The organism is Oleiphilus sp. HI0043 (assembly GCF_001634935.1).
Map to the genome: position 1 here is coordinate 48,599 of NZ_LWEY01001400.1, position 6,558 is coordinate 55,156.

Sequence of the window (6,558 nt, forward strand, 5' to 3'; positions counted from 1 at the left end):
CATCTATGGATGCGCTTTTTTGCATATACAAAACGATTAAAACGACGAGCCAAATTATGAGTGATACCACAACTGACACGATCCAACTTAGCCAAGCACTTATACAGCAGCCCTCTGTCACACCAGAAGACTGTGAGTGTCAGGATATTATGATGCGTCATTTGGCTCCTCTCGGATTCAAAGCCGAGACAATGATCTTTGAGGATGTGACCAATCTTTGGGCTCGCAAAGGTAACGAAGCACCTTTAATTGCGTTTGCCGGTCATACCGATGTTGTCCCTACTGGCCCTGAACAAGAGTGGACATACTCACCCTTTTCGGCCCGTATTCAGGGAGATATGCTACATGGTCGTGGCGCAGCTGATATGAAGGGTAGCCTGGCTGCATTTATCACCGCCTGTGAGCGCTTTGTTAAAAAACATCCCGACCATAAAGGCTCTATCGCTTACTTAATTACCAGCGATGAAGAAGGACCAGCAACAAACGGTACCGTTAAGGTTGTTGAAACATTGGAGGCGCGTAATGAAAAAATTGATTGGTGCCTGGTTGGTGAGCCATCCAGTACCAAGGTGCTCGGTGATGTGATCAAGAACGGCCGCCGCGGATCTTTAAACGCAAAACTTACCATTAAAGGCAAACAAGGACATGTTGCCTACCCGCACTTGGCGAACAACCCTATTCACCTGGCAATGACTGCCCTTGACGACCTATGCAAACTTGAATGGGACAGTGGCAATGAATTCTTCCCCGCGACATCATTCCAAATCACCAATATCAATTCCGGTACCGGTGCGACGAACGTGATACCCGGTACTGTCGAGACACTTTTTAACTTTCGATTTTCTACTGAAGTCACCGCCGAGCAACTTAAAGCAGGTGTCGTCAAAGTGCTTGAGCAACACAAGCTGGATTACGATATCCAGTGGACATTAAGCGGAGAGCCCTTCCTAACCGCAGCGGGCCCACTCGTCGACGCAGCGGTTAAAGCGATAAAAACAGTTAAAGGTATCGACACAGAGCTTTCAACCTCAGGCGGAACCTCTGACGGCCGTTTTATCGCACCAACGGGCGCACAAGTGCTTGAACTTGGGCCGCTCAACGCAACGATTCACCAAGTTGATGAACACGTGAGTATCACCGACCTGAACGACTTGTCAGTGATTTACGAGCAGATCTTGGAGCACCTGCTAACATAAGCCAAGCGCTAAGATACTATGGATACTCTAAGCCCCTATTTACTCTGCCCCGTTTGTAAGGAGCAGCTCGTTCTTGCAGACGATCAAAAAGGCCTATGCTGTCGCAACAAGCATAGGTTTGATCGCGCCAAGCAGGGCTACCACAACTTATTATTAAGCCAAAATAAGCGGAGTAAGCACCCGGGAGATACGACTGAAATGGTCGCCGCTCGTCGTGACTTCCTTGATCAAGGCTACTACGCTAATCTTGCCGAGCGATTTATTCACCATGCTGAAGACGCGCTAGCTAAAGATTCTGAAAAAGCCTTCCACTATTGCGACTTAGCATGTGGCGAAGGCTATTACACTCACAAGCTCCACACCAAGTTGCTTAGTTATTTTCAAGAGGTATACACAAGCGGTATTGATATCTCGACACCTGCAATTAAATCAGCCTGCCGGCGCGACAAATCAATTAACTGGTGGGTAGGTAGCGCTGCGAATATCCCCTTGGCCGACAATTCTCAAGATCTGGTAAGCGGCCTGTTTTTCCATTTTGACCTGGAAGAAATATCTCGCACAGTTCGCCCCGGCGGTCATGTGATCCTTGTAAATACCGGCCCTAGACATCTAATAGAGCTTCGCCGTGTTATCTACGATGAACTCAAAGCCGAAACGCGAACAGAATTTGAAAGCCTCCCTACGAGCCTTCAGCATGTGAAGACTGATTACTTTGAGCAAACAATTCAACTACCTAGCTCACAAGACATCATTAACTTGTTTTCAATGACACCGCATTACTGGCGCTGTAAACCGGAAAAAAGAGCTCTACTTGAGTCCCTTGATACTCTAGACTTACAGCTAGACATACAGTTTGATATATTTCAGAAGAAGTAAATCAGCCACTATCAGTACTGATCACTAATAAGAGTTTAAAAGCCACTACCGTGTCGTCTAAAAAACATAATCAGCAGAATTATTTTAAATACTTTCTGATCAGTGCCATTTGTACCCTGGCAGGCCTCGGAACAATTGTATACGTTAATATTCTCTTGCCCGCATCTGAAAAGCAGGAATTACTTGCGCTAATTGGTCTTATTCTTAGCGTGCCTAGCGCTATCATCGCCTTTTACTGCTATATTCGCCTTCTCGTAAGCAGAATCCAGAATTTCTTGGACAAATAAATGATAACGCCCGATATAGAAATATACATAAAGAACATAAACAACAGTGAATTGCTCGCCTGGCTAAATACTCACTTTACAACCATCGATATCAACCTTGAAGCAAGCAGCTTATCCGAAAAGAAAAGTATCTCGGGCACCCTTTCACGCGAAGGGAATAAGATCCCTATCGTCGTTACGCCCTGTGCAGCAGGAAAGTCTTATTGCAGTGTTTGGTTCAAATCGTCTGAAACACCTTGGGACAATGATGAAGCCTGCGCACTAAGCCTGTTAGAGATGTATGAACTTGAGGTCAGGTGTGCCGCACATAGCTGGCAAGAAGGGGAAGATGAAGCAGGTGAATATTGGAATGCCATCACCCGAAACGAAAAAAAGCTTATCCGCTGGGGATAAGCCTTTTCTGTAGAAGCTAAAGAGCTAGAGGCTTACTTGGCAACCGAAACGTTGTCTGCCTGCATACCCTTCTCACCCTCACTCAAATCAAAGCGCACTGCTTGGCCTTGACGCAATGAGCGACGACCGCGACCACGAATTGAACGGAAGTGAACAAAAACATCTTCGCCCGCATCGGTCGTAATAAAACCAAAACCTTTATTCACATTGAACCATTTAACGGTACCGGACTCTACACCCTCAGGTGTATCATCGTCGTCATCAGACTCAGATGCTTCTTGCGCATTGTTACTTGAAGCAGAAGAAGACGAAGACTGTGCCGCAATTTGCGAAATGGCAGATGCAGCAAAAAACATCAACCAAACCAAAGCGTAAAAGCCGCTACCATTTTCACCTGAAAGGAAATTCTCGGCTGTAAGGCCTTGTGGTAATACTGAAGCAGACGAAGCCAATACCAACATAACGTAAGGAAATGGCAGCGCAACAACCGCACTTACTAATAATTTTTTAGATAAACTCTGTGTAGACATGTAAATTTTCTCGTTAAACAAACTCTTAAAATAGTGGAATTGGTTCAGCAAACACCATTAAGGAAAAAATATCTGCATCCCCCACCTGTGAACAACCCTGTAAAAGTATTGGCAATCGACAGGTAACGCTGCATTGACCTGTATAAACACGACCAGACTCAACGCAAGCCGAGCATGATAACAGATTTTTGGCTCACACAATATCTTGCTTAGAACTTATTCGATTCTACAGTCAACACACTAAATTCTTGAGCACCGGGTAATATGTATTACAATAGCGCCCTCTCTCCATACTTAAGATAGTAAAAACATGAGCCAATCAGAATTACCCGAAGCCCTTATCGAAAAACTTAATGAACGAATCAGTGAGCTCGAAGTTAAACTATCGTTTCAAGATGATTTACTGAACACCCTCAACGATGTAATCACTAAGCAGGACAGGGAAATCCAAGATTTGTGGGTAGCGAACCGACTATTAAAAGAAGGGCTTGGGGAACTTAAATCTGGCAGCGCAAGCACTGAGCAGGAGCCGCCCCCGCCGCACTATTAGCACTATTAGCACTATATAAAGTAGTGCTAAAAAGCGAGATAACTCTGCTCACGCCACCCTCATTTGGCAGCGCAGTAAATCAGGCCAGTTTTTTGGGCGATTTTGAAATCGAAACCACTTTTGGCTTTACGGGTGCTTCTTCATTCGCTGAAGCATTATGTTCGGGTATCAACTCATGCTGAGATTGCTTCCAAACAAGGTCATCAATCTCGTTCGATGGGTTATACCCTAGAGGCGCTTTAAGTAGCGTCTCACGCACTGAAGAACAATCAAATAGATGAGAGTATTTATCAATCTTCTCAAGCAAGGCTTCTACTTCAACCCAAGGTAATGAGATCTCACGACCTTTCATAATTCGAGAATGACTGGTTGGTAAAGGGTCGTCGCCAATCAACAACTCTTCGTATAACTTCTCGCCTGGTCGTAAGCCGGTATACTGAATTTCGATATCACCATTTGGATTATCATCATCCTTCACCTCAAGGCCCATTAAGCGAATCAGCTTACCTGCCAAATCGGCAATTCGAACCTGCTCGCCCATATCAAGCAAAAAGACATCACCGCCCTCGCCCATTGAGCCTGCTTGAAGTACCAACAAGGCTGCTTCAGGAATGGTCATAAAATAGCGAGTAATATCAGGGTGCGTTACCGTTACCGGGCCACCATCATTAATTTGCTTACGAAACAGCGGTACAACAGAACCCGAAGAACCTAATACATTGCCAAAGCGAACCATGCAAAAACGTGTATCGTTCTGGCGCTGGGCTAAGCCTTGAAGTACAAGCTCCGATAAACGCTTGGTTGCGCCCATCACATTAGTCGGGCGAACAGCCTTATCGGTTGAAACTAACACAAAGGTATCTACCCCTGCTTTAATCGCCGCTTCGGCACAATACCAAGTGCCAAAGACGTTATTGCGAACACCTTCAATGACATTGTGTTCTACCAAAGGAACATGTTTGTAAGCTGCGGCATGGTAGACCGTTTCGACAGCGTAGCTCTTCATGATAACTTCCATGCGATGCTGTTTCTGCACAGAGCCCATAATGGCATGCACTTCAGTCTTTAATGTATGTTTTTGAATATACTTGGAAATCTCTTGCTCAATTTGATAAAGGGCAAATTCAGACAATTCAAACAGGACAATCTTTCGCGGGTTTAGCTTGACGATTTGGCGACACAACTCAGAGCCAATTGACCCCCCCGCACCAGTGACCATCACCACCTTATTTGAGATACAACCCGAAAGCCTGGCCCTATCGGCCGCGACTTCATCACGCCCAAGCAGGTCTTCAATATCAACATCACGAATTTCTTCAATTCGCGCCTTACCGCTGACAACATCATTAATTTGTGGAATGGTCTGCACAGCAAGCGGGTACTGCTCCAAGCCCTTTATCACTTCAGCTCTTCGAGCCCTGGAAGCATGGCCCAAGGCTAACAAAATACTCTGCGCACCATAACGCTTGAGCACCTCAGAAATATTCTCGGGTGAATAAACGCGGATACCGTTAAGAATGCTACCGTGCTTACTAATATCATCATCAATAAAAGCAATTGGCTGAACCTGCTTGCCATGAAAAAGTATCGAACTTAGCTGCAAGCCAGACTTACCCGCACCATAGATAATCACCCGATCTTTGGATTTCATCATATCGCGGTGTACCAGAGAGCGAGCTAACATACGCGTCCCTCCGACAAAGATCATCGCTAAACACCAGTAAATAATGGGAACGGAACGAGGAATCGGCGCCTGAAATAAAAAGCCCAAAGCCGCCAACATAATAGCAGAGATAGAAACACCAGAAATAATCGCCAGTAAAGCATGATTACTCATATAGCGAATAACAGCCCGATATAAACCGAGACGCGCAAAAACAAAAATACTGGTAAAAACGGTGACAAAAGCGACTAACAATACGGAGCTATTTTCAAGCAAATAAAGTTCATCGTAACGTAAACTTAGGGCCATCCATAAGGCGAAAGGTAGACAAAGACTGTCTGCAAAAACCGTAACCAGGCGTTTCTGGTACCGGGGAAGGTGTAACAACTTACTTAGCACGTCCGATTTATCCTTATCATTCTCCAGTTTCTGAGCGCTTCTGCGAGCGCCTGACTTCATTTTAACCAAGTCCTTAGTGAATACAATAGTGATTGTCGCTAATTGTGTCAGTGAGTTAAATTAATTAGGAATAATCATAGAATTAGTATTCACTATCGCCTCTGAAGCCGTTAATATCGAACTTGCATGACACAAGCTTTGACACGGATTGCTCAATAGCCGTTCATGCACTTGATTCTATTAACGCAAGGAGCGAACTTATGAAATCAAACTCTTTTCTTTCTAACAACATCGCAAACATCCCTCCCCGCCTGCTTATCCCTTTTTTGTTTAGCTTGCTGCTTTCTTTCAGCAATATTAGCTATGCAGACAATGAACCAAATAGTTCAATACAAACCAGTAAGGCCATAAACATCAATAGCGCAGATGCTCAAACTATTGCCAAAGCATTGAAAGGCGTAGGTTTAAAAAAAGCTGAAGCCATTGTTGACTATCGTGAGCGCTATGGTGAGTTTGCCCGCCTCGAAGAGTTAGTTGCAGTAAAAGGNATAAGCAGGCGGGGAGGGATGTTTGCGATGTTGTTAGAAAGAAAAGAGTTTGATTTCATAAGTTCGCTCCTTGCGTTAATAGAATCAAGTGCATGAACGGCTATTGAGCAATCCGT

The 6,558-nt window shown here is 44.8% G+C and carries 7 protein-coding genes; 5 read left to right on the forward strand and 2 right to left on the reverse strand.

Annotated elements, in window-relative coordinates; all coding sequences use genetic code 11:
• The first annotated feature begins 56 nt into the window (after positions 1 to 56).
• The 3 genes from dapE (at position 57) to A3729_RS19360 (ending at position 2,752) form a co-directional block, all read left to right on the forward strand.
• Positions 57 to 1,196, forward strand: a complete 1,140-nt coding sequence (gene dapE / locus A3729_RS19345) for a succinyl-diaminopimelate desuccinylase (RefSeq protein ID WP_068512944.1) — start codon at positions 57 to 59, stop codon at positions 1,194 to 1,196.
• A gap of 18 nt (positions 1,197 to 1,214) precedes the next feature.
• Positions 1,215 to 2,072, forward strand: a complete 858-nt coding sequence (locus A3729_RS19350; protein ID WP_068512897.1) for a putative RNA methyltransferase — start codon at positions 1,215 to 1,217, stop codon at positions 2,070 to 2,072.
• A gap of 287 nt (positions 2,073 to 2,359) precedes the next feature.
• The gene (locus A3729_RS19360; protein ID WP_068508916.1) at positions 2,360 to 2,752 is read left to right on the forward strand and encodes a hypothetical protein; all 393 of its coding nucleotides are present in this window, start codon (positions 2,360 to 2,362) and stop codon (positions 2,750 to 2,752) included.
• A gap of 32 nt (positions 2,753 to 2,784) precedes the next feature.
• Here the strand turns inward: A3729_RS19360 and A3729_RS34370 are convergent, their stop codons facing one another.
• Complete coding sequence (locus A3729_RS34370; RefSeq protein ID WP_068512899.1) at positions 2,785 to 3,282, reverse strand: cold-shock protein; 498 nt, start codon at positions 3,280 to 3,282, stop codon at positions 2,785 to 2,787.
• A gap of 310 nt (positions 3,283 to 3,592) precedes the next feature.
• On the opposite strand from A3729_RS34370, the gene A3729_RS19370 reads away from it, so the two are divergent.
• A complete protein-coding gene (locus tag A3729_RS19370; RefSeq protein WP_068512900.1) occupies positions 3,593 to 3,832 on the forward strand; it encodes a SlyX family protein in 240 nt (79 codons plus the stop codon).
• A 79-nt stretch (positions 3,833 to 3,911) separates the two neighbouring features.
• On the opposite strand, the gene A3729_RS19375 is transcribed toward A3729_RS19370, so the two are convergent.
• The gene (locus A3729_RS19375; RefSeq protein ID WP_068512903.1) at positions 3,912 to 5,954 is read right to left on the reverse strand and encodes a nucleoside-diphosphate sugar epimerase/dehydratase; all 2,043 of its coding nucleotides are present in this window, start codon (positions 5,952 to 5,954) and stop codon (positions 3,912 to 3,914) included.
• Positions 5,955 to 6,154: 200 nt separating this feature from the next.
• Here A3729_RS19375 and A3729_RS19380 point away from each other — a divergent pair, with 200 nt between their 5' ends.
• Positions 6,155 to 6,538 carry a helix-hairpin-helix domain-containing protein gene (locus tag A3729_RS19380; protein WP_068634188.1) on the forward strand — a complete coding sequence of 128 codons (384 nt, stop codon included), beginning with the start codon at positions 6,155 to 6,157 and terminating at the stop codon, positions 6,536 to 6,538.
• Positions 6,539 to 6,558 lie beyond the last annotated feature (20 nt).

Bases quoted from the DNA above. Each gene is read 5' to 3' on its own strand.
- dapE (WP_068512944.1), top strand. From the start codon at position 57: ATGAGTGATACCACAACTGACACGATCCAACTTAGCCAAGCACTTATA.
- A3729_RS19350 (WP_068512897.1), top strand. From the start codon at position 1,215: ATGGATACTCTAAGCCCCTATTTACTCTGCCCCGTTTGTAAGGAGCAG.
- A3729_RS19360 (WP_068508916.1), top strand. From the start codon at position 2,360: ATGATAACGCCCGATATAGAAATATACATAAAGAACATAAACAACAGT.
- A3729_RS34370 (WP_068512899.1), bottom strand. From the start codon at position 3,282: ATGTCTACACAGAGTTTATCTAAAAAATTATTAGTAAGTGCGGTTGTT.
- A3729_RS19370 (WP_068512900.1), top strand. From the start codon at position 3,593: ATGAGCCAATCAGAATTACCCGAAGCCCTTATCGAAAAACTTAATGAA.
- A3729_RS19375 (WP_068512903.1), bottom strand. From the start codon at position 5,954: ATGAAGTCAGGCGCTCGCAGAAGCGCTCAGAAACTGGAGAATGATAAG.